This is a genomic window from Janthinobacterium sp. SUN033 (assembly GCF_030397595.1).
GTDB lineage: Bacteria > Pseudomonadota > Gammaproteobacteria > Burkholderiales > Burkholderiaceae_D > Janthinobacterium > Janthinobacterium kumbetense.
Genome location: NZ_JAPQNV010000003.1, coordinates 824,805 through 849,532 on the forward strand (window position 1 = coordinate 824,805; position 24,728 = coordinate 849,532).

Sequence of the window (24,728 nt, forward strand, 5' to 3'; positions counted from 1 at the left end):
CCCCGCGCGCGCACCTGCGCGCGGCTTCCCCCTATTTCCACCCGGTCCCCGTACATGCAAAGAGTCTGGTTCAACAAAACATTTTCCTCCGTCGGCACGGCCATGCGCCTGATCCGCGAGGCCGATATGGCCGCGACAAACGGTGCGCCCCGCTATCACCTCGTATGCAGCAATACGAACGCGCACGCGGCCGCCTTCCTGGCGGCCCACGAATACGCGGTCGAACCGTCCGGCCTCACGGGTCTCGATTATGTCGAGTGGTGCCTGGAATTTTGCCGCGACCGGGGTATCACGATTTTCTGGCCCGGCAAGGAAGCAGGCCTGATCGGCAGCGCCAGCGCGCGCTTCGCCGCCATCGGCACGCGCGTGCTCAGCGTGGCCAGCGAAGAGACCTTGACCCTGATGCATGACAAGGCGCGCTTCTGCGACGGCCTCGATCTGCCCATGGCGCGCCCGGCCGACTACCGCGCCGTCACAAACATCGCCGAATACGACGCCGCGTGCGCCGAACTGCGCCCGCTGCATCGCAAGCTGTGCATCAAGCCATCCGAATCCGTGTATGCCCTGGGCTTTGCCATTCTCGATGAAGAGCGCACCAGCGCCCAGCTGCTGCTGGCCGGCGCCGCCTACCAGATCAATGCGCAAGAGCTGCGCAACGGCCTGGCGCAGATGGAAACGTTCAAGACCCTGCTGCTGATGGAATACCTCGATGGCCACGAATACAGCGCCGACTGCGTCGCCGACCAGGGCAAGCTCATTTGCGCCGTGCCGCGCAAGAAGCTGCACGGGGGCGGCAGCGGCCAGCTGATCGAGCTGCGCGCCGACTTGCTGGCGGCCTGCGACAAACTGGCGCGCGACTACCGCCTGAATGGCGTCTTCAACATCCAGTTCCGCGAAGGCGCGAATGGCCTGGCCTTGTTGGAGATCAACCCGCGCATGTCGGGCGGCATCGGCATGGCGTGCGCGGCCGGTCCCAACCTGCCCTACCTGGCGCTGGCCGGTTTCGACCAGGGCTTTGACAAGCTCACCGTGCCCGCCATCCAGGAAGGCATGCGCGTGGGCGAAGCCGCCTACGCCGTGGAGCTGCCATGAACCTCGTCAAGCAGCAGATGCCCACGGGCGAACTGACCTTGAAAGTGGACGAGGCGCGCTTTCCGCTGGATTGGCTGATCGGCTTTGCCGCGCGCGCCAACGCCAAGCGGGGCTTTTTGTTCCTGTCCAAGGTGCTGGGCAAGCACTGGCCCGTCACGCCGCGCGCCATGCAAACCATCCACGACGACCTGGCAGCGCAGATTCCCCCCAGCCTGCCCGGTCCCGTCGTCTTCATCGCCATGGCGGAAACGGCCGTCGGCCTGGGCCAGGGCGTGTTCGAGGCGTGGCTGCGCGCGAACCCGAATGGCAAGGCCCTGTTCTTGCACAGCTCGCGCTACCGCGTGGGCAGCGTGCCTTTTTTCGAATTCGAGGAATCGCACAGCCACGCGCCGCGCCAGTTCCTGCATTTGTCGGACGCGGCCAGCGCCCTGTTTTCCACCGCGCGCAGCCTGGTGCTGATCGACGATGAAGCGTCGACCGGCAACACCTTCGCCAACCTGGTGCAAGTGTGCCGCGCGCGCTATCCGCAGCTGGAAAAACTGCACCTGGGCGTGATCACCAATTTCATGGGCCAGGCAGCCAACGCGGGCTTGAGTGAGCGTTTCGGCCTGCCCACCAGCATCGGCGCGGCGCTCTTCGGCCACTACGCCTTCCAGGCCGGCGATGCGCCGGCCCCCGTGGCGGCCAGCGCGCAGCGCTTCGAGGCGAATGCGGAACGGGGCGCCAGCCCCGCGTTCGGCCGCATCGGCGTGGGACGCGCCTTGAATCCGCCGCAAGGCCTGGCGGTGCAGCTGGCGCAGGAAATCGGCGCCGGCGACTCCGTGCTGGTGCTGGGCACGGGCGAATTCATGCATCCGTCGTTCCTGCTGGCGCGCGAATTGGAAAGCCTGGGCAAGAACGTGGTGGTGCAATCGACCACGCGCTCGCCGATTTTGTCGTGGGGTTCCGTCGGCCACATCGTCCGCTGCGACGACAATTACGGCGAAGGCATCGCCAATTACCTGTACAACGTGGCGCCCGGCCAATACCAGCACGTTTTCATCTGCCATGAAACCCCGGCCAGCCCGGCCCTCATGCAACTCGCCGGCCAGCTCAATGGCCGCCTGTTCCACTTTCAGTCAGAGACCAAAATTGAAGAAATTCCTGTTTGTTGATCTGGACGACACACTGTTCCAGACCCCGAAAAAATGCCCCGGCGAGACCGACCTGCAGCCTGCCGCCTATCTGAAAAATGGCGACGCCTGCTCGTTTACGACGGCGCGCCAGCGCGCCTTCTTTGACTTTGCGCAAAGCGGCATGACCCTGATTCCCGCCACGGCGAGAAATGGCGACGCCTTCCGCCGCGTCGACCTGCCGTTTACCAGTTACAGCGTGCTCGATTACGGCGGCATCGTGCTGCAGCCGGGCGGCGCGCTCGACGCGGGCTGGCTGTCCCTGATGCAGGACGACATGCAGACGGCCTTGCCGGGCCTTCGGGACGCCATGCGCATCATCGACGATTTCCAGGCCAAAACGGGCATGCCCTCGCGCGCGCGTCTGATCGAAGACTACAACACGCCGTTCTACATCGTCGTCAAGGACCATGAAGCGCGCGGCGAACGCCTGGCCGACATCGAAGAGCAGGTGCTGCAGCAGTGGATCGCCACGGAAGGCAGCGACTACTTCATCCACCGCAACGGCAACAACCTGGCCGTGCTGCCGAAGACCTTGAACAAGGCGCGCGCCGTGGCTTACCTGCGCGCGGAACTGGAAGCCGAACACGGCCCCATCGTCAGCTTCGGCATGGGCGACAGCCGTTCGGACGCCCGCTTCATGGCCGCCTGCGACTACGCCATCATCCCCAACGGCACCCAGCTGGCGGCACTTACGGTGGCGGCTCTATGAACAAGCAGCATTTCAGCGGCAGCTACCGGCAGGAAGACGTGGAGTTTCTGCTCACGCCGATGGCGCTCGAACCCATCCTCGACCTGGCCGAAAAGGAGCGGCTGATCCAGTCGGGCCAGCGCCACTACAGCGAAATGCTGTCGCCGGAATCCCTGCCCTCGCCCGCCTACCTGGCCCTGTTCCAGAGCGCGTTCGCGGCCAACCGCCTGCAGATGGCGCGCGACTGCCTGCGCCTGGCGGCCCTGATCGCGGCGCGCCGCACGGGGCCCGTCACGCTGGTGTCGCTGGCGCGCGCCGGCACGCCCGTGGGCGTCATCCTGGGCCATTTGCTGCGCCAGGTGTTCCAGCGCGAGTGCCGGCATTATTCCGTCTCCATCATCCGCGACCGCGGCATCGATGCGAAAGCCTTGCAGCACATCCTGGCGCAGGGCCACAGTGACGCCTCCCTCGTCTTCGTCGATGGCTGGACGGGCAAGGGCGTGATTTCGCGCGAACTGCGCCAGGCCGTCAACGATTTCAACGCGGCGCATGGCACGGCGATCGACGGCGGCCTGTTCGTGCTGTCCGACCTGGCCGGCACGGCCGCCTGCGCCGCCTCGGCCAGCGACTACCTGATCCCGTCGAGCATTTTGAATGCCACCGTCTCGGGCCTCGTCAGCCGCTCCGTGTTGAATGAAGCCATCGGCCCGGACGACTTCCACGGCTGCGTGTACTACGCACAGTTCGAACAGCACGACCAGTCGCGCGCCTTCGCCGACGGCCTCGTGGCCGACGCCATGGCGATTGCCGCCAGCAGCGGCATCCCGCTGGCCGAAGCGAGCGATGCGCCCGCCATGGCGGCCAGCTCGCAAGCCTACATGGCCGCGGCGCAGCAAGAGTACGGCATCAGCGACATCAACCTGATCAAGCCAGGCATCGGCGAAGCGACCCGCGTGCTGCTGCGCCGCGTGCCCGAGCGCCTGATCGTGCGCGACACGAATGCGCCGGACGTGGCACATTTGCTGCTTCTGGCGCAGGAAAAAGCCATACCCGTCACAGTAGAACCGGCGCTGCCTTACCAGGCGGTCGCCCTTATCAGGAGCGCAGTCGATGGATAACAACTCCCTACACCCGCAAAGCGAACACAAGGCGGCGCTGGGCGCCTCCATGTATGTGCCGACCACGCACAAGGATTTGCTGGCGATCGCCAATGGCGACAAATTCAGCCATTTGCGTTCGGTCATACTTTGCACCGAAGACGCCATCGCGGAACGCGACCTCAGTTACGCGCTGTTCAATTTGTCGCTGGCGCTGCAAAACATGGGCGCCGAATCGGACACCTTGCGCTTCGTGCGCGTGCGCAATCTCGAGGTGCTGGCGCGCGTGCTGTCCATGCCCGGCGCCGACAAATTGAGCGGCTTCGTGCTGCCCAAGTCCACGCGCCACAACTTCGCCGCCTACTTCGAGCTGGTGCGCCACACGCACCATTTGCTGATGCCGACCCTGGAAACGGCGGAAGTGTTCGACGACGAGGAAATGAAGCAGTTCCGCCTCCTCCTGTCGGCGCCGGAAGTGCGCCGCCGCATCCTGGCCCTGCGCATCGGCGGCAACGACCTGCTGGCCCTGCTGGGCTTGCGCCGCCCCACCAGCGGCACCATCTATTCAACCCCGCTGGGACAGGTCATCGGCCGCCTCGTGACCATCTTCAAGCCGCACGGCTTCCAGCTGACGGCGCCCGTCTTCGAGCACCTGTCGCAAGGCAGCTGGCTCGATGCGGAAGTGGCGCAGGACATGGCGCACGGCATGATCGCCAAGACGGCCATCCACCCGGACCAGGTGCCGCAGATCGAACGCCACTACCAGGTGGCGCAGTCGGACATCGAACTGGCGCTGCGCATCATCGACCCGGACAGCCCGGCCGTGTTCCGCATGCAGGAATCGATGTGCGAAGTGGCCACGCACAGCAGCTGGGCGCAGCGCATCATCGAGCAGGCGCGCCTGTTCGGCATCCGCCATGCGGCCGACACGGCGCCGGCGCACGCACCGACTACCTCATTGACTCAACTCTCAAGCGACGAAGGGATTGCACGACCATGACCAATTTCACACGCGGACAAAAAGGCAAACTGGCTGACCTGGGCTTGAATGGCCCGTTTGCCGTCACGCTCGATATCGTATCGGGTTCGATGGAAGTGGACGTCAGCTGCTTCGGCGTCGATGCGGCCGGCAAGCTGTCGGACGACCGCTACATGGTGTTCTTCAACCAGAAAAGCGCGCCGGACAACGCCATCACAGTGGAGCTGAACGGCCCCCGCTCCACCTTCCAGGTCGACCTTTCCCGCCTGCCCGCCTCCATCGACAAGCTGGTCTTCACGGCGGCGACGGAACAGGGCAGCATGCGCGCGCTGGGAAATTCCAGCATGGCGCTGGGCCAGGCGGCCACGTTTGCCTTCACGGGCAATGACTTCCAGGACGAAAAAGCCGTCATCATCGGCGAACTGTATCGCCGCGACGGCAGCTGGCGCTTCGGCGCCGTGGGCCAGGGTTTCGCGGGCGGCCTGGCGGCGCTGCTGAAGCACTTCGGCGGCAGCGAGGCGGCGCAATCGTCCCCGGCGCCGGTTCCCGTGCCTGCGCCAGCGGCCCCGCCGGCGGCGAATAAAATCTCGCTGTCGAAGATCCGCCTGGAAAAGCGCGGCGACAAGATTTCGCTCGACAAGCGCGACAGCGGCGGCTATGGCCGCATCCGCGTCAACCTGAACTGGAACCAGAACGCGTCGCAGGGCCAGGCGCCCACCTCGAAGCTGGACACGGGCTTCCTCGGCAAGCTGTTCAACAAGCCGGCCGGCCGTGCGGGCGGCATCGACCTCGATATCGGCTGTCTGTTCGAAATGAGCAACGGCGCCAAGAGCGCCGTGCAGGCGCTGGGCAACAGCTGGGGCGCATATGACCGTCCGCCGTACATCCACCTGGAAGGCGACGACCGCACGGGCAGCGTCAGCAGCGGCGAAAACATCTTCATCAACGGCACCCATTTCGACCAGATCAAGCGCGTGCTCGTGTACGCGTTCATCTACGAAGGCGTGCCGAACTGGGCCGCCACGGATGGCGTCGTGACGATCGAAATTCCCGGCCAGCCAACCGTGGAAGTGCGCCTCGACAGCGACAGCCAGCATGCCATGTGCGCCATCGCCATGCTGGAAAACCACGGCGGCAACCTGCAGGTGACAAAATTGGTGGAATACTTCGGCGGCCAAGGTAAAATCACGGCGCACCAGGCGATGGACGAGCGCTACAACTTTGGTCTCAACTGGAAAGCCGGACGGAAAGATTAATTCTTTCTCCAATTAAACAATTCACCTCCTAACATGACCCCAACGACCAAAAAAGTCACCTTCGCCTTCGCCATCTTCCTCGTGGCCGGCTTCCTGCTGCTGGCAGCCTACACGTGGATGGCCCTCAGCTTCTCGTACTCGGAAGGCGAACGGGCGGGCTACCTGCAAAAGTTCTCCAAGCGGGGCTGGATCTGCAAGACATGGGAAGGTGAATTGCTGCTGACGGCGCTGCCGGGCACCATCCCGGAAAAATTCCAGTTCAGCGTGCGCGATGAAGAAGTGGCGAAGCAATTGACGGCGGCCGCCGGCAAGCGCATCCTCGTCACCTACAGCCAGCACAAGGGCGTGCCCACGCAATGCTTCGGCGAGACGGAATATTTTGCCGATAAAGTCGTATTGAGCCAGTAATAAGACAGCAATACGCCCGCAAGTCCAGCAATCCTGCGCCGGCCAGCCCTTCCAGGCCGGCGCCTCACACATTCTCACTTTCTTGTACACTTGTGACAAGTTCTGGCTGAACAGTTTACAAATGTAGTCAATGTGCAAGATCCTTGTGCCATCGCATGTCGCTCCGCCAGCCGATCGTTAGCGTGTATTCACCCGTCACTGGAAACGTCATGCGCATACCATTCATCGTCCTGGCGCTGCTGGCCGCCTCGCACCCCCTGTCCGCCCGGGCGCAGGACCTGTCCGGCATGGCCGGCGCCCTGAAAGTCAGCTCGACCAATGAGCGTACCTTTGTGGCCGCCATCAGCTACACGCAGCCGGTGGGCAACTACAATGCCGTCAGCCTGTCCTACATCAACGAGGGCCATCCGCAAGACCATCACCGCGACGGCATGGCGGGCCAGGCCTGGCTGCGCACGAAAAAAGTGGAGCAAGGCCTGATGCTGGGCGCCGGCGTAGGCCGCTACTTCTTCTTCGACACGGCCAGGACCGACGACGGCCTGCATAACTTTGACAATGACCACGGCTGGGGCTCCATCGTCAGCTTGCAGGCGCGCTGGCAATTCGACAACCGCTGGTATGCGCAAGCGCAGCTCAACCGCATCAAGCCGGACGGCAAGGACAACACCACGCACCTGCTGCTCGGCGCCGGCTACCGCTATGACGGCGTGCCGGGCGCCAAGCTGCACTTGCAGAACTGGGCGTACGACGACACCTTGACCTTGGCGACGGGCCACACCATCGTCAACAGCCTGCGCTCCGAGTCCTCGCGCCCCTTCACCCTGGAATACCGGCGCGCGGCGGGAAAATACGTGGACTGGACCGTCACAGCCCTCGATGAAGGCAACACCGACCTGGCGCACCGGCGCGGCGTGGCCGCCCAGCTGTGGCTGATCCGCTCGCTCAATGAAAAGGTGGAATTCGGCATGGGCGGCGGCCCGTACGTGGCGTGGGACGGGCGCGACAGCCAGGGCCACGGAACGCGCCTGACAGGCTTGCTGTCGGCCGCGGCCCGCTACCACGTCAACCGCCGCTGGGTGGCGCAAGTGGCGTGGAACCGGGTCATCACCGATTACCACCGCGATGCGGATGTGCTGCTGGTGGGGGTGGGACGGAAGTTTTGAGCGAGATGCAGACGTAACCCAAACCTGGGACTGGGGTCGGTCGCAGCGCGATTGGAACGCAGTCCATTGGACTGCGTTTCCCCGTTAAGGTCCGACCCCGGGTGTTATCGGGTTTTCAGGCCTTCAACGTGAGCGCCAGACGGCTCCCGCGTCATTCGGCTGCGTCAGGCGCTCGATCACTTCGCGCGTCAAACTGGCCGAGCTGACCTGTTCGGCTTTCGCGCGGGCGGCGCTCAAGGAGCTGGAAAACGCGCTTTGCGGCTGCTCCAGGCTGGCGCGCAGGGCGGCCAGTTCGCGCTCCTGCTGCTGCGCGCGCGCCGTTTCCATCTCCAGCAATTGCTGCTTGGCCTCGGCCATCGCGCGCGTGGTATCGGCTGCCTTGCGCTGCAGGGCGGCGTGGGTCTGAGCGCTGGCCAGCAAGGCTTGCTGTGCGGCAAGCTTCTCGCTGGCGGCCTGCTGCGCGGCCAGTTCCAGCTGCTCGCGCTGGCGCATGGCGTCCAGCGCCTGCTGTTCCAGTACGGCGCGCGCGTCGGCTGCCGCCGTCGCCTGCTTTTCCGCTTCCAGACGGCCGGCAATCGCTTGCGAGGCGCGCTCTTCGGCGCCGCTGGTCTGGCGCTGCTGCACCAGTTTTTGCGCAATCAGCGCCAGCGACTCGCGTTCGGCCGCGACGAAATCGCGCTCGGACGCCAGCAGCGCTTCGGCGGCTTGCGCCTTGTCTTCTTCCACGCGGGCGCGCTCGCTGTGCACCTGCCCCAGTTCCACGGCCAGGCGCGCCTGCGCCTGCACGGCTTGCGCGGCGGCGGCTTTCTGCTCGCCTTCGACCAGCGCCTGATCCATCAGGATGCGGATCGCGTCGGCTTCCTTCTGCGCCGCTTCCTGCAAGGCCAGTTCGGCCGCATGCTGGCCGCGCAGCAGTTCCGCCTGCGCGCCTTCGGCAGCGATGCGTTCCTGCGCCGCGTTGCACGCCAGCGCTTCCGCTTCCAGTTTCTCTTTCAAGGCGGCGATGGCGGCTTGTTCGGCGGCCAGGCGTTCCTGTTCCGCCTGCAGCAGCTGCTCGGCCTGCAAGGCTTTTTCCTGCGCCAGTTGCGCTGCCTGTTCCTGCGCGGCCAACGTTGCTTTTCCGGCATCGGCCTCGGCCTGCTCGGCGTCGTTCTGGCTGGCGGCCAGTTCCGCCGCCTGGCGCGCCAGTTCGGCCCGCTCATGCGCCAGGCTGGCGGCGCGCTGCTGCTCTTCCAGTTCGCGGGCCGCCGCGACGGCAGCTGCCTGCTCGGCCGCTTCGCGTGCCTTGGTCTGTTCCAGTGCGGCCGTTTCCGCCTCCAGCTTGGCGTGGCCGGCGATTTCCGCATCCTGTTCGGCGGTGACGCGGGCCAGCGCCACGGCGCGCAGCTGGCGGTCCACCTCGATGCGCGCCTCGGTGGCGGCCAGGATGCGCACGTCGGCATCGCGGCGCGCCTGCGCGCTGGCCACGGCGACCATTTCCAGGCGCTCGCGGTGGATGGCCGCGTCGCGCAATTCCTTTTCCGTCTGCAGGCGCAAACGCAGGGATTGCGCCGCGTGGCGTTCCGATTCCGCCTGCGCCAGGGCGATGGCTTCGCGTTCCTGCTCCAGGTGCGCCAGCGCGCGCGCTTCTTCCAGGGCGCGCACTTCGGCGGCGGCGCGGTTGAAGGCCGATTCCAGCGCGATCTGGTCGGCGCGCTCGCGCTGCACCGTCAAGTCCAGCGCTTCGCTTTCCGCCTCGGCCAGCATCTGCGCCGTCTGGCGCGCACCGTGCGCATGGCGTTCGCGCTCGCGGGCCAGCACGGCGACTCTGGCGTCGGCCGAGGCGATGCCCACCATTTCTTCCTTGGCCGCCTGCACGGCGGCGACGCGCTCGACGGCCTGCAGGCGCGCCTGCTCCGTCTGCACCTGCAATTCTTCGGCGGCGCGGGCGGCCTGTTCGGCCAGTTCCGACTGCACGGCCACCTGCTCGCTGGCGCGCAAGCGGCTTTCCTGTTCGGCGCGCGCACGCTGTTCGGCGGCCAGGCGGATTTCATTGTCCGACTCCACGCGGGCGCGCAGTTCGGCCGTTTCCTGCTTGACGGCTTCCAGGCGGGCCACGCTGGCTTGCGCGGCGGCGCGCATGGTATCGAGACGTTCACGGTTGGCGGCAATCGCCTCTTCGGCCGCCTGCGCATTTTGCTGCGCGGCCGCAGCGGCGGCGGCGTCGATGGCGGCGCGGTCCTCGGCCAGCGAGCGCACGCGCGCCTCGGCCAGCGCCCGGCTTTCGGCGGCGCAGGTGGCCTTCGCTTCCGCTTCCACGCGGGCAATCGCCTCGTGGATGGCTTTCAATTCCATTTTCTGGCGTTCGGCGGCGGGCGCCCTGGCGTCGGTTTCCGCTGCCGGTTCGGCTTGCGGTTCGGGCATCGCGGCGACGGGAACCTCAGGAACAGCTGCTGGCGCAGGTACGTCAACCTTGCGCTCCAGGTCCTTGAAATCATGCAGCGAGACCATGCTGTCCTGGTCGAACTCGTCGTCTGCGGAATACGCGACGGTGAGGGAGGCGGCCTGGCGCTGATTTTGCTGTGCTTGCATGATTTCTCGCTTATTCGGGTGAATTCCGTTGCTTATGGGAATTTATTACCACCATTATCGAACAGGCATGCACAAATCAGCGCGGCAAGAAGAGCCTGTTTTACCGCTCTTTTCAGGATTTGCCAGGGATTTAAGCGTCCGAGAAAATGCTCAGGGCAAGGCGCATTGCCGAAGGCAGTACGAATAGTACGCCTAGGCAATGCAACGCCGCCATGGGCGTTTTATCGCGCGCTTAAACAGGCCACAATGGCGCCTCATCCATCAAGGCCACCTGTTCGCGCAACTCGAGGATGCGGTCCTGCCAGTAGCGCTGCGTGTTAAACCACGGGAAGGCGACGGGGAAGGCGGGATCGTCCCAGCGGCGCGCCAGCCAGGCCGAATAATGGATCAGGCGCAGGGTGCGCAGCGCTTCGACCAGGTACAACTGGCGCGGGTCGAAATCGCAAAAATCTTCGTAGCCGGCCAGGATGTCGCTCATCTGGCGCAGCATATCGCCCCGCTCGCCCGACAGCATCATCCACAGGTCCTGGATGGGCGGGCCCATGCGGCTGTCGTCGAAATCGACGAAATGGGGGCCCGCATCCGTCCACAGCACGTTGCCGCCATGACAATCGCCATGCGTGCGCAGCACGGCCACGTCGCCCGCGCGGTCATAGCAGCGCTTGACGCCGTCGAGCGCCTGCTGTGCCACGCTGGAATACGCAGCCAGCAGTTCGGGCGGCAAGAAATTACCTTCCAGCAAGAATTCACGCGGCTCGACGCCGAACGTCTGGTGATCGAGCGCCGGCCGCTCCTTGTAGGTGGACAGCGCGCCGACGGCGTGGATGCGGCCGATGAAGCGCCCTATCCATTCCAGGGTCGCCGGGTCGCCCAGCTCGGGCGCGCGGCCGCCGTGGCGGGGGAAGACGGCAAAGCGGAAGCCATGATACTGGTGCAGGGTGCTGCCGTTGATTTCCAGCGCCGGCACTACCTGGATTTCGCGCTCGACCAGTTCGGACACGAACGCGTGTTCTTCCAGGATGGCCGTATCGCTCCAGCGCGCGGGGCGGTAAAACTTGGCCACCAGGGGCGCGCTGTCTTCGATGCCCACCTGGTAGACGCGGTTTTCATAGCTATTCAGGGCCAGCAGACGGCCATCGCCGCGCAAGCCCACGCTGTCGAGGGCGTCGAGCACGCAATCGGGGCTCAGGGCGGAAAAGGGATGGACGGGCCGGTCGTCCTCGTGCGGCTGGTTTTCATTGTGCATAAGCGACATTGTAAGGCGCGCGCGGGCCGCCGGTGCAAACACTTCGGTGATGAAGCGCCGCAAGGCGTATACTGGCGGCTTACATTCAATACAAAGAGCAAGCCATGCAACTCGAACAGCCATTATCAGAAAAAGAATTCGACGAATTAGACCAATTCCTGTTGTCGGAGCGCTGCTCCGAAGACGCGATGACCATGGATATGCTGCACGGCTATCTGACGGCCGTCGCCATCGGCCCGGAACCGATCATGCCGGCCGAATGGTTGCCGCGCGTGTGGGGCGAAGATGCCGAAGATGCGCCGAAATTCAAGAACAGCAAGGAAGAAGAGCGCATCGTCAACCTGATCATGCGCTTCATGAACGAAGTGCTGGTGACGTTTGAAGTGGCGCCGAAGGAGTTCGAAGCCCTGTTCGTCGAACACGACTACGAAGGCCAGACCCTGATCGACGCCGAAGCCTGGTGCTGGGGCTTCTGGGACGGCATGGAACTGCGTCCTGGCTCGTGGAACGAAATCTGGGATTCCGAAGTGGCCGAGCTGATGCAGCCTATCTACCTGCTGGGCGCCGACGAAATCAAGGAAGAAGAGCTGAAACTGGTGGAAGACCCGGTCAAGGCGCACAAGCTGGCGCAGGAACTGGAAGCGAACCTGCCGGCCATCCACCGTTTCTGGGTACCGCGCCGCAAGGCCCCCGTGCAAACCATGAAGCGCGAAGAGCCGAAAGTGGGCCGCAACGACGACTGCCCTTGCGGCAGCGGCAAGAAGTTCAAGAAATGCTGCGGCGCCGAGCCGGCAGCCGAGTAATCCTGCAGCAGCATCCCCTGATGCGCCGGCGTCCTGCCGGCGCAGCGCCGACGTTGGCCCCCGGGCTATAATCGCCGCATGAAACTCCCCGACCTGAACCTGCTCGTCGCCCTCGACATCCTGCTCGAGGAAGGCAGCGCCGTGGCCGCGGCGCGGCGCATGAATTTGAGCGCGCCGGCCATGAGCCGCACCCTGGCGCGCATCCGCGACGCCATCGGTGACCCTGTCTTCGTGCGCTCCGGGCGCGGCCTGGCGCCCACCCCGCGCGCGCTGGAATTGCGCGAACAGGTGCGCGGCGTGGTGGAGCAGGCGCACGCCATCTTCACGTCCGGCCGCGAAGTGGACTTGCGCACCCTGGAACGCACTTTCAGCCTGTGCGCCAACGACGTGTTTGTCGGCGCCTATGGCGGCAAGCTGCGCGACCTGCTGGCCAGCCATGCGCCGCTCACGGTGCTGCGCTTCGTGCCCGAAGGCGATGGCGCCACGGAAAACGACGCCCTGCACGCGGGCCGCGTCGACCTGTACATCAGCGCGCGGCGCGCCTTTGCGCCCGACATCAAGCTGCAGCAGCTGTTTACCACCGGCTTTGTCGGCATCGCCCGCAGCGACCACCCGATCTTCGACGGCCCCGTCAACCTGGACAGCTTTACCGAGTACGAACATATCAGCGTCTCGCGGCGCGGCCTGGCGCGCGGCCCCTTCGACACGGCCCTGGCGGAGCGGGGCTACACGCGCCGGGTGTCGCTGATCAGCCCCAACTTCCAGTCCGCCATCTTCGCCGTGGCCGATTCGCGCCTGCTGCTGCCGCTGATGCCCACGCCCCTGCTGGCCATCGTCGAGCGCCTGGGCTTGAGGCTGCGCACCTTCCAGTTGCCCATCCCCGTCGACAGCGTGGACGTCTTCCAGGCCTGGCACCCGCGCCTCGACCACGACCATGCGCACCGCTGGCTGCGCCGCATGATCAAGGAGCTGTGCGGCAGCGCGCTCCCTGGCACCTGAATCATTGCGCCAGACGCAATTCAGGCTTCATTAATTATCAATTTTCACAAGATTAACGGCTACCTATACTGCGTGGACTGATTCTCATCCACGGAGTTCCCTGTGTCCGCTGTACTGCTACCCGGCGCCGTCCCGACGGCGCCGCCTCCCCCAACACCGCCCGCGCCCCCCATCTTCGGCCTGCGCCTGGCCACGGGCCTGGCCGGCGTGCTGCTGGCCGTGCTGGTGTCCGGCCTGAATGAAAACATCACCAAGGTCGCGCTGGCCGACATCCGCGGCGCCATGGGCATCGCGCGCGACGACGCCAGCTGGCTCGTCGCCCTGTATGCGGCCGCCTCGGTATCGGCCATGGCGTTCGCGCCGTGGTGCTCCGTCACCTTTTCGCTGCGCCGGCTGACGGCCGCCGCCATCCTCGTCTGCATGGCCGCCGGCGTGCTCTGTCCGTTCGCGCCGAACCTGTCCGTGCTGATGGTCTTGCGCGTGGTGCAGGGCGCGGCCGGCGGCGCCCTGCCGCCCATGCTGATGACGGTGGCGCTGCGCTTCCTGCCGCCGAACATCAAGCTGTATGGCCTGGGCGGCTATGCGCTGAGCGCCACCTTCGGTCCCAGCCTGGGCACGCCGCTGGCCGCCTTCTGGACGGAATACCTGGGCTGGCAATGGGCGTTCTGGCAAATCGTCCCGGGCAGCATCGTCGCCCTGCTGATGGTGTCCTGGGGCTTGCCGCAAGACCCGCTGCGCCTGGAACGCTTGCACCAGTTCGACTGGCGCGGCTTGCTGCTGGGCTTACCCGCCATCAGCATGCTGGTGGTGGGCTTGCTGCAGGGCGAGCGCCTGGCGTGGTTCGCCTCGCCGCTGATCTGCGTGCTGCTGGGCGGCGGCCTGCTGCTGCTCGTCTTGTTCTTCATCAACGAATGGTCGCATCCGCTGCCGTTTTTCAAACTGCAGCTGCTGTCGCGACGCAACCTGAGCCACGCCCTGCTGACCCTGGGCGGCGTGCTGTTCGTGCTGCTGGCCGTGATCCTGATTCCCTCGTCCTACCTGGCGCAGGTGCACGCTTACCGTCCGCTGCAAACGGCGCCCGTGATGCTGATGGTGGCGCTGCCGCAATTGATCGCCTTGCCGCTGGTGGCCGCCCTGTGCAATATCCGCGCCGTCGACTGCCGCTGGGTGCTGGCCATCGGCCTGGCCCTGCTGGCCCTGTCCTGCGTGCTCGGCGCGCGCATGTCGCCGGACTGGATCCGCACGCATTTCTACCTGCTGCAGGCGGTGCAGATCTTTGCGCAACCGATGGCCGTGATTCCCTTGCTGCTGCTGGCCACGACGGGCCTGGCGCCGCAGGATGGTCCTTTCGCCTCGGCCTGGTTCAACACCATCAAGGGCATGTCGGCCGTCGTCGCCACCGGCGTGCTCGATGCGCTGATCACGCGCCGCAACCATTTTCATTCGACGGTGCTCAGCGAACGCCTGGGCAACCTGCCAGCCGGCGTGGACGTGGCGGGCCTGGGTGCGCGCATGCATGCGCAAGTCGTCACCCTGACCTCGTCCGACCTGTACCTCACCGTGGCCGCCATCGCGCTGGCCATGATCCTGATCATTCCCATCCTGCCGACGCGCGTCTATCCGCCGCGCGCAGCCTGATTTCCATTTTTACGAAAGAGCTTCACCATGCAAACACCCATACTGCGCTCACGCGCATTTCTTCTCGGCCTGGCCTTGCTGGCCTGCGCCCTCGCCTTTTGCGCCTGGCAACTGCTGTTCGCCCGTGGCGACGAACAAGCCACCGACGACGCCTTCGTCAGCGCCGACTACACCGTGCTCTCCCCCAAGGTGGGCGGCATCGTGCGGGAAGTGCTGGTGGAAGACAACCAGACTGTCAAGGCGGATCAGCTGCTGGCGCGCATCGACGACCGCGATTACCAGGCCGCCGCCGCCTCGGCCCGCGCCGAAGTCGCCGGCGCCGAGGCGCAGCTGGACTATGCCCGCGCCACCTTGCAGCGCCAGCAATCGGTGATCGAGCAAGCCACGACCCTGGTCGACGCCAACCAGGCGGAAGACAAACTGGCGCAGCAGGAACTGGCCCGCTCGCAGCACCTGGCAGGCCAGGGCGCAGGCAGCGTGCAGAATGCGCAACAGGCGCAATCGCGCTTCGACGTAAGCCGCGCGCGCCTGGCGCAAAACCGCGCCGCCCTCGTCTCCACCCGCAAGCAGACGGACATTCTGCAGGCGCAGCAAGGCGCGGCCGAAGCGGCCCTGCTGCGCGCACGCGCCAGCCTGCAACGTGCCGAACTTGATCTGTCGCATACACAGCTGCGCGCCCCCATCGACGGCATCGTCGGACGCCGCGCCGTGCGTGTCGGCGCCCTGGTGGCTCCTGGCGCCAGCCTGATGGCCGTGGTGCCATTGAACCGCAGCTTCGTCGTCGCCAACCTGCAGGAAACCCAGCTGACCCACGTGTGCCAGGGCCAGCGCGCCAGCATCGCCGTCGATGCCTATCCGGGCATGCTCCTGCATGGCACGGTGCACAGCATCGCGCCCGCCACGGGCGTCACGTTCGCCGCCATCGCGCCGGAAAACGCCACCGGCAACTTCACCAAGGTGGTGCAGCGCATTCCCGTCAGGATCGCGCTCGATCCCGGCCAGGATGGTGACGCCCGCCTGCGCGTGGGCATGTCGGCCGAAGTGCGCATCGATACAGCCATGCGCCGTCCACAGCTGCAACAGGTGAGCGCGCGATGAAAGCACTGATACTCTTCACGGCCCTGGGCCTGGCCGGCTGCGGCAGCGTCGGCAGCGACTTCCAGCGCCCGCGCAACGACTTGGGACAGCAATGGCGCCAGGCGGAAGATGCCCGTTTCGCCGCCAGCCTGGATGCCGCCATCGAACAGCGCTGGTGGGACAGCTTTGGCGACGCCACCCTGTCTTCCCTGCTGCAGCGCGCCGCCGGCGCCAACCTCGACGTGCTGGCGGCAGGCAGCCGGCTGGAACAGAGCCGCGCCGCGCGCGGCGTGGCCGGCGCCGCGCAAGGCCCGTCCCTGGGCGCGAATGGCAGCTATGGCCGTGCGCGCAACAGCGAACAAGGCTTGAGCGACCCGTCGCGCCACAACGGCCAGTCCGCCTACAGCCTGTGGCAGACCAATCTCGATGCGGCCTGGGAGCTGGACTTGTGGGGCCGCGTGCGGCGCGAAGTGGAAGCGGCCGACGCGCGCGTCGACGTGGCCGTGGAAACGCAGCGCGGCGTGCTGCTGGCCGTGCTGGCCGAGACGGCGCGCGACTACATCGAGTTGCGCGGCGCGCAGCAGACCCTGGCCATCACGCAGCAACTGCTCGATATCGCCCGCCATACCCTGGACCTGACGCGCATCCGCCTGCGCGAAGGCGCGGCGACGCAACTCGACGAGGCCGAGGCGGCGGCCCACGTGGCCACCATCGAAGCGCGCCTGCCGCCGCTGCAGCAGCGCGAAGCGCGCCTGGGCAATGCCCTCGCCCTCTTGCTGGCGCTGCCGCCGCAAGCCTTGCAGGCGGAACTGGCGGCGGGCAAGGACATTCCGGGCGTGGCCCTGCAGGTGCAGCTGGGCGTGCCGAGCAGCCTGGCCGAGCGGCGTCCCGACATCCGCCGCGCCGAGGCGCAGCTGCACGCGGCCACGGCCGCCATCGGCGTCGCGCAAGGCGACTTTTATCCGCGCATCACGCTGTCGGGCAGCATCGGCCTGCAGGCGATGCAGCTGTCCGACATCGGCTGGGACGCCAAGCGCTTCGCCTTCGGCCCCGGTTTCAGCGTGCCCCTGTTCGACGGCGGCCGCCTGCGCGGCAATCTGCAATTGCGCGAAGCGCAGCAGCAGGAAGCGGCCATCGCCTACCGCCAGACGGTGCTGGCCGCCTGGCACGAGGTGGAAGACGCGCTCTCGGGCTACCAGGCCAACGCCCGCCGCCAGGCCAGCCTCGATGAAGCCGTCAAACAGGGGCGCCGGGCGCTGGGCAGCGCGGAACTGCAGTACCGCCAGGGCGGCACGGACCTCATCAACGTGCTGCATGTGCAAAACACGCTGTTGAACAACGAAGCGGCGCTGGTCGACAGCCGCGCCACCGCTTCGCTGTCGCTGGTCCAGGTCTACAAGGCGCTGGGCGGCGGCTGGCAAGCCTTTTCAACCCCATCGCAAGGAAGCACGCCATGAAACCGAATCCCGCACATTTCTCCATCCACGACGTCAGCGACTTTCCCGTCGTGCGCTTTCGCCCTGAAACGGCCGTCACCGGCTATGCCCCGCTGTGGGAAAACGACATGGACGCCCTGCTGCGCCATGGCGTACCGTTCGTCATGCTGTTCGAAGAGGAACGCGGCGATGAAGCGCACATCGACCGCAAGCGGCGCGGCCTGTGGCTCAAGCACAACAAGGCAGCGCTGGCCGCCCTGTGCCGGGGCCTCGTGTCGGTCGAGGCGGACGCGCAACAGCGCGCGCGCCTGCAGGCGATGGCGGCCGGCGCCATGAAGGCCTTCGGCATCCTGCAGGAGGTGGTGGCCACGCGCGAACAGGCCGATGCGCTGATGGTGTGGCTGCTGGGCAGCGGCCAGATGGCGCGGCCGCGCACGGCGGACGTGTGGTGAGTGAGTCGGTCAGGCGGCCCTGCGCACGGCGCTTCTGGCAGGGATGACGCACACGTCGCCATCGCTGCTGGTGGCCGTCGTCAGGGCGATGCCGTACAGCGCCGCCAGGGCGGGCACGGCGCCGGCATCGCTGGCGATGTCGGCGACCAGCTGCCCCGAACGCACCAGCAGCAGGCGCTCGAAGCCCAGCAAGGCGTGGTTGATGTCGTGCAGGATGGCGACGACGGCGTGGCCGCGCGCGGCGCAAAACTGCTGCAGGCTGTCGAGCAAATCGAACTGCAGGCCGGGATCGAGCGCCGCCAGCGGTTCGTCGACGAGTATCAAGCCATCGTGTACGTCCCACATCTGCGCAAAGATGCGCGCCAGCTGCACCCGCGCCTGCTCGCCGCCGGACAGGGTGTCCAGGCGGCGGCCCAGCAAATGCGCGGCGTGCGCCAGGGTAGCCGCGTCCTGCACGATCTGCCCCAGCTGCGGGTCGACCAGGCGCGCCACCCGTCCCAGGCCGATCACCAGCTCGCACTGCAATCCGAAGGCCACGTTCGAACCTTGCGGCAGGACGGCGCGTCGCCGCGCCAGTTCGGCCAGCGGCCACTGCGCCAGCGGCCGGCCCGAGAATGCCACCTGGCCCGCCTGCGGATGCAGTTCGCGCGCCATCAGTTTGAGCAGGGTCGACTTGCCCGCGCCGCTGGGGCCGAGGATGGCGATGCGCTCGCCCGGCGCCACCTGCAGATTGAAGGGGCCGAAATACTGCTGGCCCAGTTGCGTGGTGGCGAAGGAGAGTTCCAGCAGGGGCGTCATGCGCATCCTTTCAGGCGGTGCCATGGCGAAAGCGCCGCAACAGCATCAGGAAAAATGGCCCGCCCAGCAAGGCCGTGAAAATGCCGACGGGGACTTCCGCCGGAATGGCCACCGTGCGCGCCAGGGTGTCGGCCAACAGCAGCAGCAAGCCGCCCATCAGCATCGCCAGCGGCAGTACCTTGCGCTGGTCCGCGCCCAGCCAGGTGCGCACCAGGTGCGGCGCGATCAGGCCGATGAAGCCGATGCCGCCGCACCAGGCGACGGCAAAACCCGTCAGCACGGCCACCAGCACGATCACCTGCGTGCGCAGCCGGCCTACGTCGATGCCCACGTGCAGGGCCTGCGCCTCGCCCAGCGCCAGCGCATTCAATGAGCGCATCAGGAAGCGCGTGGCCCACAGCGCGCCGGCCAGCACCACCAGCAAGGCCGCCACCTGGCGCCAGCTGCCGGCCGACAGCGAGCCCAATGTCCAGAAAGTCAGGGTGCGCAACTGGTCGTCGCTGGCCAGGTAGATGCACAGGCCCATGACGGCCACCGTGATGGCGTTCAGCGCCACGCCCGTCAGCAGCAGGCCGACGATGGAGCCTGGCGTGGCCCAGCGGGCGACCCGGTCGAGCAGCACGCAAATGAGCATGGCGCCGGCGAACGCGGCGGCCGGCAGCAGCCACACGCGCAGCTCGGGCGCCACGTGCAGGCTGGCGGCAAAGACGATGGTGGCCGCGCCCGCGCAGGCGGCGCCGCTGCTCACGCCCAGCAGGCCCGGATCGGCCAGCGGATTGCGGAACAACCCTTGCGTCAAGCCGCCGGCCAGCGCCAGCGCGGCGCCGATCAGGATGGCAAACAGGGCGCGCGGCAGGCGGATATGCCACAGCACATACGCGCCGCCGGACAGCGCCTCGCCGCCAGCCTGCAAGGGCGCGAGCCAGTCGGCCAGCGCCACCGGCACGGCGCCCGCCTGCACGGCGATGAGCAAGCCGCACGCCAGGGCGGCGGCCAGCAGCCCGCCAGCGCCCCAGCGCGGCCAGCGCCAGGGAGCGACGGACGCCAGGGAGGCCACGTTCATGCGGCCATGGCTTTGGCAAACGCTGCATCGAGTTCGGCCAGCGCCTGCGGCATGCGCGGGCCAAAGCCCAGCAGCAGCATGGCTTCCAGCGAGACGATGCGGTGCTTGCGCCCGGCCGGCGTCTGCGCCAGCCCTGGCAGTTTCAAGATGCCGTCCACGCCGCCCGAGGCCTTCAAGCCCTGGTCCGTGACGAGCACCAGGTCGGGCCGCGCGGCGATCACGGCTTCCGGCGTGAGCGGCTTGTAGCCGGCAAATCCGTCCTGCCCGCCCATCACGTTGACGGCGCCCGCATACGCCAACATGGCGTCGGCGCCCGTCTCGCGCCCGCCCACCATCACCTGGTTCGGCGCATGGGCGAGGATGAACAGCACGCGCACCGCTGATTGTACCGGTGATTGGCTGCGCTGGCGCACCTTGCCCAGGGCGCCGTCCCACTGCTGTTGCAAGGCTTGCGCCAGGCGCGCGGCGGGGTCGGCGCGTCCCGTGATCTGGCCCACCTGTTTTACCCGTTCGAGCAAGCCTTCGAATCTGTTATTCGCGTTCAGTACCGCCACCGACACGCCCGCGTCGCGCACCTGGCGCAGCACCGTTTGCGGCCCCGCCTCCTCGGTGGCGATCAGCTGCGTGGGCGCCAGCGACAGCACGCCCTCGGCCGACAAGGTGCGCGCATAACCGACCTGCGGCAGCTGCTGCGCCACGGCCGGATACAGCGAAGTGGTATCGACGCCCACCAGTTCGCCCTGCGCCTCGAGCGCGTAGACGATTTCCGTCAGGGCGCCGCCCACGCTGACGATGCGCCGCGCCTTGACAAGCGGCTTGCCGGCGTCGCTGACGGCGGCAAGCACCTGCATCGGCGCTGCCAGGGCCAAGGCTCCCGCCCCCATTTTTTTCAGCGCGATGCGGCGCGCCACGCTGGCGGCGATCATGCGGCGCATAGTTCACCCTCCTGCAGCACGCGCTCGACGACGTTGCGCCATTCGCACAGTTCATGCACGCCCGGCTTGCGTTCGCCGAAGAACATGACGATGGTGTCGCCCTTGGCGTCGAACAGTTCCACCGACGTCACCAGCCCGTCGACCGTGGGCTTTTTGACCACCCAGGCGCTGGCGATATGGTCTTCGCGCAAATGCAGGTTGAAGCGCGCATCGAGGACATTGATCCACGGCCCCATCACGGCGATCTTGTGCACGGGCCCCGAATGGATCTGGATCATGCCCGCATTGCCGACGAAGGCCATGATGGCGACTTTTTCGAGGGCGGCGCTGTTGAGCAGGTCGAGCACGCAGGATTTGTCGAGCTGCTGCACGAAGCGCGCCTCGGCCAGGCGCAGCCCTTGCAGGCGCGAGACCGAATATTTTTTCAGCAGGGTGAAAAATTCATGCGTGTCGCGCAAATCGGCCCAGGCGGCGCGAAAGCCGGCCACGTCGATCTGCGCGTCGGACAATTCGGCCGGCGGCGCAGCCGGCGCCGTCACGGCGATGCCGGCCGCCTGGTCCGCGTCGGAAAAATGCGCCACCAGCGCGTCATAGGCGGCCAGGTCGCTTTGCGGCTTCATGAATATCTTGTGCACGGCATGGCCGGCAGCATCGAAAAATTGCAGGCTGCGCTGCACTTCCTTCCCGCCCCCTTTTTCGCTCACTTCGCGCACGGCAAAGCCATGCGCCCACTGGCGGTAAAACACGCGCAAGTCGATGTCGCCACCAAGCACCAGGCCCACGTGGTTGTTGTGACTGGCTTTTCGATAGACACCCGTCTTTTCATGCACGCACGAAGCGTTGCGCGTCAGCGCCATGACTTCGCCCAGCGGTTCCAGCGCGGCGATGATGGCGGGCCAGTCGGCCTGCAGGCGCTCGGCGCCCAGCAAGGCGCCATCGGCCAGCGACAAGCCGGCATGCGCGGCGATCAACTCGCCTTCGGAAATGGCCAGTTCCTCGGCGATGTCGCGGTGGCGGGCTTTTTTCTCGCGGCGCAGGCGGGCAAATTCGCTGGCGACCAGCTCGGTGTTGCAAATAGGGGGCATGCTCGTCACGGTGTCTCCTTTCAAGGCGAACACTGGCTGGCATGGGCTGGCTGGTGGTGGGGGAATCTTGAAGTTAATTATAAATGAGAATCATTCGCAATCAAGGCTTATTTATGTGAAAAAAATTACGCGCAAAAAAAAAGCGCCGCGACAGGAAACCCGTCGCAGCGCAAAGGAGACCGATCGATACAACTGATCAGTGTTGAGAAAATGTCAGCGTTGAACTCAGGCGCTGGCCTGTACCGCCGGCATGGATGCCGGTTTCGCCGTCGGGCGCTGCGCCAGCAATACCACGGCGGCCAGCACCATGGCGCCGCCCAGCAATTGCGTGCCGCTGACGGATTCCTTCAGCAGGGTCACGCCGAACGCCATCGTGATGACGGGTTCGAACGTGGAAATGATGGATGCCTTGGCCGCGCCGATTTGCGCCACGCCGGCAAAGAAGGCGGCAATCGCGATGGCCGTCGAGAACAGGGCGATGGCGCTGACGGCCAGCCAGCCCGTCGCCGTGCCCGGCAAGGACACGCCTTGCCACAAGGCAATCGCACTGTTCGACAGGCCTGCCGTGCCCAGGATCACCACGCAGGCGGCCAATGGGTGAATATTCTCGCGGCTTTTCGACAGGCTGTTGCCAAACAGAATGTACACGGCGTACACGCCGGCGGCCATCAAGGCCAGGGCGATGCCGATGGGCTGGCCCTGCAGCTTGCCGCCCAGGGTGATGGCCATGCCGGCAATCGCCAGCGCCATCAGCACCAGCATGCGGCGGTCCAGCTTTTCCCAGCCCAGCGCCAGCGCCAGGATCGTCACGAGCACGGGATACACATACAGCAACATGCCGCACAGGCCGCTGCTGGCATACATGAGGGCATTGAAATAGCCTTGCGACTGGGCCGTGTACATCAAGCCCATCAGCATGTAGCCGGCCAGCAGGCGGCCGCGCGGCAAGCGCCAGCCGCCCAGCCACACGAGCGGCAGCAACAGCATGGCGGCGATAACGAAACGCAAGGCCAGCATGGTCGACGGGTTGACCCCGGACGCATACGCCGCCTTGGCAAACACTGCGGAACTGCCGAAACCGGCGGCCGACAGCAACACCAGCGCAACAGCGCGGCGATCAGACATGACTAAACCTCTTTGAGTACGCCAGGGCAAACCTGCTGCGCGTCGCGCTTTGCGGCCTGCGATGCTCACCGTACTGAAGTACGGTTGCGCTTCTCAGCCACAAATCACTGCCGCTCGCGACGGTTTTCCCAGGCGTTGTAAATATTAATGCCAAGCAAGGCTGGAAGGTGATGCGTGCGTGAAATGCATGCGTGAATCCTATTGCGGGTCACTTCACGCAGTGACGGCATCATATTCGCTTGCGCAAAATGAAACAAACCAATATTCTTCACGGATAGGCCGAATATTACTGAGGCTCAAATTACTTGAAGAGTGCCATGTCACGTCCCTTGCCCCCGCTCGCCGCCCTGCATGCCTTCGAGGCGGCTGCCCGCCATGAAGGCTTCCAGCGCGCGGGCGAAGAATTGCACGTCTCGGCCGGCGCCATCGGCCACCACGTAAAACAGCTGGAAGCGTGGCTGGGCATCGTGCTGTTCCAGCGCATGCCGCGCGGCGTGGTGCTCACCAGCGCCGGCCAGCGCTATGCGGCCTCGCTGGGGCCGATACTCAACCAGCTGGCCGATGTATCCGAGCAGGCGCGGCGCCAGGGCGATGACAAGGTGGTGACGGTGACGGCCACCAGCTCGCTCGTCTCGCGCTGGCTGATGCCGCGCCTGGGACGCTTACGCGACCGCTATCCGCAGATCGAACTGCGCGTGCTGGCCTCGATGCACCCGGTCGACCTGGCGCGCGATGGCGTGGACGTGGCCATCCGCCTGGGACCGGGCCGCTATCCTGGCCTGAAAGTGGATTTATTGATGGAAGAATGGTTTTCCGCCGTCTGCAGCCCCGATTTCCGCGCCAACGCGGCCAGCCTGCGCCAGCCCGCCGACCTGCTGCGCTACCCGCTGCTGCACGACGAGCCGGAAGTGCACCTGCCCGGCGAAATCGACTGGACGCGCTGGCTGCACAGCTGCGGTGTGCATTACAGCGGCAATAGCGGCAACAGCGGCGCGCGCTTTTCGCACACGTATCTGTGCCTGGACGCGGCCGCCAGCGGCCAGGGCGTGGCCATCGCCGCCAGCCCCCTGATCGGCGACGATTTGCGCTCGGGCCGCCTGGTGCGCGTGTTCGAGCACGCCGTGCGCGGCCCCCACTGCTATTACCTGCTGCGCTCGCCCCAGGCGGAAACGCGGCCCCTCGTGCACGCCTTCTGCGAATGGCTGATCGCCGAGGCGCGCGCCGACCAGGAAACCGTCTGGCCTACCGTGGAGAGCGCATGACGAGCAGGGAACTGGCGCGCAGCGCCCGATTTATTGTCCAGCATGAATATGAACACGCCAAGGTGACGGCGGCCGATGGCCGGCAAGCCAGCCTGGGCGAGTTCTATGGCGACCCGGCCGTGGCCTTGATCGATATCAATGAGCAATGGTGCGCCGTGGCGGGCGAAGGATTGGTGCTGTGCCGGCTGGGGCAGCCGTTCGGCCAGTGCGCGGCCTATTTCCGCGAACCTGGCGAGACCGTGTGGATCACGGGATTGCGGCAAACGGGACCGTTTGCGCTGGAGTGGCAAGGCGAGGATGGCGCTTGGTCCACCTTTGACTTGGATACGATGTAACAGATCCTTCGCGACGCCTCGCAAAACCGTAGCGAGCGGAAGGGA

Annotated in this window: 23 protein-coding genes; 16 read left to right on the forward strand and 7 right to left on the reverse strand. The window is 66.2% G+C overall.

Features of this window, described 5'->3' with window-relative positions:
• Window positions 1-54 precede the first annotated feature (54 nt).
• From OX460_RS16870 to OX460_RS16905, 8 genes are all read left to right on the forward strand, one after another.
• Window positions 55-1,092: an ATP-grasp domain-containing protein gene (locus tag OX460_RS16870; protein ID WP_289899326.1), complete on the forward strand. Its 1,038-nt coding sequence runs from the start codon at window positions 55-57 to the stop codon at window positions 1,090-1,092.
• Window positions 1,089-2,246: a phosphoribosyltransferase domain-containing protein gene (locus OX460_RS16875; RefSeq protein WP_289899327.1), complete on the forward strand. Its 1,158-nt coding sequence runs from the start codon at window positions 1,089-1,091 to the stop codon at window positions 2,244-2,246. The genes OX460_RS16870 and OX460_RS16875 overlap by 4 nt, the downstream gene beginning before the upstream one ends.
• A complete protein-coding gene (locus tag OX460_RS16880; RefSeq protein ID WP_099664997.1) occupies window positions 2,224-2,976 on the forward strand; it encodes an HAD family hydrolase in 753 nt (250 codons plus the stop codon). The genes OX460_RS16875 and OX460_RS16880 overlap by 23 nt, the downstream gene beginning before the upstream one ends.
• A complete protein-coding gene (locus OX460_RS16885; protein ID WP_289899328.1) occupies window positions 2,973-4,073 on the forward strand; it encodes a cysteine protease StiP family protein in 1,101 nt (366 codons plus the stop codon). Before OX460_RS16880 ends, OX460_RS16885 begins: the two co-directional genes overlap by 4 nt.
• Window positions 4,066-5,052: an HpcH/HpaI aldolase/citrate lyase family protein gene (locus tag OX460_RS16890; protein WP_289899329.1), complete on the forward strand. Its 987-nt coding sequence runs from the start codon at window positions 4,066-4,068 to the stop codon at window positions 5,050-5,052. The genes OX460_RS16885 and OX460_RS16890 overlap by 8 nt, the downstream gene beginning before the upstream one ends.
• The gene (locus OX460_RS16895; protein ID WP_289899330.1) at window positions 5,049-6,287 is read left to right on the forward strand and encodes a TerD family protein; all 1,239 of its coding nucleotides are present in this window, start codon (window positions 5,049-5,051) and stop codon (window positions 6,285-6,287) included. Before OX460_RS16890 ends, OX460_RS16895 begins: the two co-directional genes overlap by 4 nt.
• 33 nt (window positions 6,288-6,320) lie before the next feature.
• On the forward strand, window positions 6,321-6,695 hold the full coding sequence (locus OX460_RS16900) for a hypothetical protein (RefSeq protein ID WP_046682297.1): 375 nt from the start codon (window positions 6,321-6,323) through the stop codon (window positions 6,693-6,695).
• 209 nt (window positions 6,696-6,904) lie between these two features.
• On the forward strand, window positions 6,905-7,858 hold the full coding sequence (locus tag OX460_RS16905) for a hypothetical protein (RefSeq protein WP_289899331.1): 954 nt from the start codon (window positions 6,905-6,907) through the stop codon (window positions 7,856-7,858).
• 123 nt (window positions 7,859-7,981) lie between these two features.
• Here OX460_RS16905 and OX460_RS16910 read toward each other — a convergent pair whose 3' ends face one another.
• Together OX460_RS16910 and OX460_RS16915 are read right to left on the reverse strand one after the other, a co-directional pair.
• Window positions 7,982-10,429 carry a hypothetical protein gene (locus OX460_RS16910; protein WP_289899332.1) on the reverse strand — a complete coding sequence of 816 codons (2,448 nt, stop codon included), beginning with the start codon at window positions 10,427-10,429 and terminating at the stop codon, window positions 7,982-7,984.
• Between the two features lie 232 nt (window positions 10,430-10,661).
• A complete protein-coding gene (locus OX460_RS16915) occupies window positions 10,662-11,675 on the reverse strand; it encodes a serine/threonine protein kinase (RefSeq protein ID WP_289899333.1) in 1,014 nt (337 codons plus the stop codon).
• A gap of 104 nt (window positions 11,676-11,779) precedes the next feature.
• On the opposite strand from OX460_RS16915, the gene OX460_RS16920 reads away from it, so the two are divergent.
• The 6 genes from OX460_RS16920 to OX460_RS16945 all read left to right on the forward strand — a co-directional run bounded on the left by OX460_RS16920 (window position 11,780) and on the right by OX460_RS16945 (window position 18,080).
• Window positions 11,780-12,478 (forward strand): UPF0149 family protein, encoded by a 699-nt coding sequence (locus OX460_RS16920; protein ID WP_034785080.1) that lies wholly within the window; start codon window positions 11,780-11,782, stop codon window positions 12,476-12,478.
• Between the two features lie 78 nt (window positions 12,479-12,556).
• The gene (locus OX460_RS16925; RefSeq protein WP_289899334.1) at window positions 12,557-13,477 is read left to right on the forward strand and encodes a LysR family transcriptional regulator; all 921 of its coding nucleotides are present in this window, start codon (window positions 12,557-12,559) and stop codon (window positions 13,475-13,477) included.
• A 102-nt stretch (window positions 13,478-13,579) separates the two neighbouring features.
• On the forward strand, window positions 13,580-15,115 hold the full coding sequence (locus OX460_RS16930; RefSeq protein WP_289899335.1) for an MFS transporter: 1,536 nt from the start codon (window positions 13,580-13,582) through the stop codon (window positions 15,113-15,115).
• Window positions 15,116-15,142: 27 nt separating this feature from the next.
• Window positions 15,143-16,213 carry an HlyD family secretion protein gene (locus OX460_RS16935; protein ID WP_289899336.1) on the forward strand — a complete coding sequence of 357 codons (1,071 nt, stop codon included), beginning with the start codon at window positions 15,143-15,145 and terminating at the stop codon, window positions 16,211-16,213.
• Complete coding sequence (locus OX460_RS16940; RefSeq protein WP_289899337.1) at window positions 16,210-17,649, forward strand: efflux transporter outer membrane subunit; 1,440 nt, start codon at window positions 16,210-16,212, stop codon at window positions 17,647-17,649. The genes OX460_RS16935 and OX460_RS16940 overlap by 4 nt, the downstream gene beginning before the upstream one ends.
• Window positions 17,646-18,080, forward strand: coding sequence for a hypothetical protein (locus OX460_RS16945; RefSeq protein ID WP_180278603.1), 435 nt, complete (start codon window positions 17,646-17,648; stop codon window positions 18,078-18,080). Before OX460_RS16940 ends, OX460_RS16945 begins: the two co-directional genes overlap by 4 nt.
• Before the next feature lie 9 nt (window positions 18,081-18,089).
• On the opposite strand, the gene OX460_RS16950 is transcribed toward OX460_RS16945, so the two are convergent.
• The 5 genes from OX460_RS16950 to OX460_RS16970 form a co-directional block, all read right to left on the reverse strand.
• The gene (locus OX460_RS16950) at window positions 18,090-18,878 is read right to left on the reverse strand and encodes an ATP-binding cassette domain-containing protein (protein ID WP_289899338.1); all 789 of its coding nucleotides are present in this window, start codon (window positions 18,876-18,878) and stop codon (window positions 18,090-18,092) included.
• Between the two features lie 10 nt (window positions 18,879-18,888).
• Complete coding sequence (locus OX460_RS16955; protein WP_099665008.1) at window positions 18,889-19,941, reverse strand: iron ABC transporter permease; 1,053 nt, start codon at window positions 19,939-19,941, stop codon at window positions 18,889-18,891.
• Window positions 19,938-20,876, reverse strand: a complete 939-nt coding sequence (locus tag OX460_RS16960) for an ABC transporter substrate-binding protein (protein WP_251350936.1) — start codon at window positions 20,874-20,876, stop codon at window positions 19,938-19,940. Before OX460_RS16960 ends, OX460_RS16955 begins: the two co-directional genes overlap by 4 nt.
• Entirely contained in the window at window positions 20,864-21,961 is a 1,098-nt protein-coding gene (locus OX460_RS16965) for a ChuX/HutX family heme-like substrate-binding protein (protein ID WP_289899378.1), read from the reverse strand. Before OX460_RS16965 ends, OX460_RS16960 begins: the two co-directional genes overlap by 13 nt.
• Before the next feature lie 225 nt (window positions 21,962-22,186).
• Window positions 22,187-23,086, reverse strand: coding sequence for a DMT family transporter (locus OX460_RS16970; RefSeq protein ID WP_077401189.1), 900 nt, complete (start codon window positions 23,084-23,086; stop codon window positions 22,187-22,189).
• A 317-nt stretch (window positions 23,087-23,403) separates the two neighbouring features.
• On the opposite strand from OX460_RS16970, the gene gcvA reads away from it, so the two are divergent.
• Together gcvA and OX460_RS16980 are read left to right on the forward strand one after the other, a co-directional pair.
• On the forward strand, window positions 23,404-24,348 hold the full coding sequence (gcvA, locus tag OX460_RS16975) for a transcriptional regulator GcvA (RefSeq protein WP_289899339.1): 945 nt from the start codon (window positions 23,404-23,406) through the stop codon (window positions 24,346-24,348).
• Complete coding sequence (locus OX460_RS16980) at window positions 24,345-24,683, forward strand: hypothetical protein (RefSeq protein WP_289899340.1); 339 nt, start codon at window positions 24,345-24,347, stop codon at window positions 24,681-24,683. The genes gcvA and OX460_RS16980 overlap by 4 nt, the downstream gene beginning before the upstream one ends.
• The last annotated feature ends 45 nt before the right edge of the window (window positions 24,684-24,728 follow it).

Coding starts and splice junctions, on each gene's coding strand:
- OX460_RS16935 (WP_289899336.1), top strand. CDS start 15,143: ATGCAAACACCCATACTGCGCTCACGCGCATTTCTTCTCGGCCTGGCC.
- OX460_RS16920 (WP_034785080.1), top strand. CDS start 11,780: ATGCAACTCGAACAGCCATTATCAGAAAAAGAATTCGACGAATTAGAC.
- OX460_RS16970 (WP_077401189.1), bottom strand. CDS start 23,086: ATGTCTGATCGCCGCGCTGTTGCGCTGGTGTTGCTGTCGGCCGCCGGT.
- OX460_RS16900 (WP_046682297.1), top strand. CDS start 6,321: ATGACCCCAACGACCAAAAAAGTCACCTTCGCCTTCGCCATCTTCCTC.
- OX460_RS16950 (WP_289899338.1), bottom strand. CDS start 18,878: ATGACGCCCCTGCTGGAACTCTCCTTCGCCACCACGCAACTGGGCCAG.
- OX460_RS16955 (WP_099665008.1), bottom strand. CDS start 19,941: ATGAACGTGGCCTCCCTGGCGTCCGTCGCTCCCTGGCGCTGGCCGCGC.
- OX460_RS16910 (WP_289899332.1), bottom strand. CDS start 10,429: ATGCAAGCACAGCAAAATCAGCGCCAGGCCGCCTCCCTCACCGTCGCG.
- OX460_RS16915 (WP_289899333.1), bottom strand. CDS start 11,675: ATGCACAATGAAAACCAGCCGCACGAGGACGACCGGCCCGTCCATCCC.
- OX460_RS16875 (WP_289899327.1), top strand. CDS start 1,089: ATGAACCTCGTCAAGCAGCAGATGCCCACGGGCGAACTGACCTTGAAA.
- OX460_RS16965 (WP_289899378.1), bottom strand. CDS start 21,961: ATGCCCCCTATTTGCAACACCGAGCTGGTCGCCAGCGAATTTGCCCGC.
- OX460_RS16980 (WP_289899340.1), top strand. CDS start 24,345: ATGACGAGCAGGGAACTGGCGCGCAGCGCCCGATTTATTGTCCAGCAT.
- OX460_RS16890 (WP_289899329.1), top strand. CDS start 4,066: ATGGATAACAACTCCCTACACCCGCAAAGCGAACACAAGGCGGCGCTG.
- OX460_RS16870 (WP_289899326.1), top strand. CDS start 55: ATGCAAAGAGTCTGGTTCAACAAAACATTTTCCTCCGTCGGCACGGCC.
- OX460_RS16905 (WP_289899331.1), top strand. CDS start 6,905: ATGCGCATACCATTCATCGTCCTGGCGCTGCTGGCCGCCTCGCACCCC.
- OX460_RS16940 (WP_289899337.1), top strand. CDS start 16,210: ATGAAAGCACTGATACTCTTCACGGCCCTGGGCCTGGCCGGCTGCGGC.
- OX460_RS16925 (WP_289899334.1), top strand. CDS start 12,557: ATGAAACTCCCCGACCTGAACCTGCTCGTCGCCCTCGACATCCTGCTC.
- gcvA (WP_289899339.1), top strand. CDS start 23,404: ATGTCACGTCCCTTGCCCCCGCTCGCCGCCCTGCATGCCTTCGAGGCG.
- OX460_RS16895 (WP_289899330.1), top strand. CDS start 5,049: ATGACCAATTTCACACGCGGACAAAAAGGCAAACTGGCTGACCTGGGC.
- OX460_RS16960 (WP_251350936.1), bottom strand. CDS start 20,876: ATGCGCCGCATGATCGCCGCCAGCGTGGCGCGCCGCATCGCGCTGAAA.
- OX460_RS16885 (WP_289899328.1), top strand. CDS start 2,973: ATGAACAAGCAGCATTTCAGCGGCAGCTACCGGCAGGAAGACGTGGAG.
- OX460_RS16945 (WP_180278603.1), top strand. CDS start 17,646: ATGAAACCGAATCCCGCACATTTCTCCATCCACGACGTCAGCGACTTT.